This window comes from Gilvimarinus sp. 1_MG-2023, from assembly GCF_030548285.1.
Genome location: NZ_JAUOSC010001693.1, coordinates 1 through 237 on the forward strand (window position 1 = coordinate 1; position 237 = coordinate 237).

Annotated in this window: 1 pseudogene; it reads right to left on the reverse strand. The window is 52.7% G+C overall.

Going from position 1 to position 237, the window contains the following annotated elements:
- Nucleotides 1-217, reverse strand: a pseudogene (gene ppnK, locus Q4563_RS22565) (NAD(+) kinase); the annotation flags it as partial.
- Nucleotides 218-237: the final 20 nt, after the last annotated feature.

A 237-nucleotide genomic window follows, 5' to 3' on the forward strand; every position in this document is an offset into this window, starting at 1 on the left:
CAATCAAGCCGTCTGACCGCAGGTTATAAACGTACTGTCCTTCGATATACAGGTCGAAAGCAATCATGCGAGCCGACTTGCCCGGGTGTAACACCACATCATTCAGGGCCGCAGCCCCACCGATCGGATTACCATCCCGTTTGACTTCTGCATCCAGCAAAAATCGCAGTTCACTGGTGTATTCGCCATGCAAAACCGCAAGCACTTCGTCACACATGGTGTCGCCAGGGCTGATGT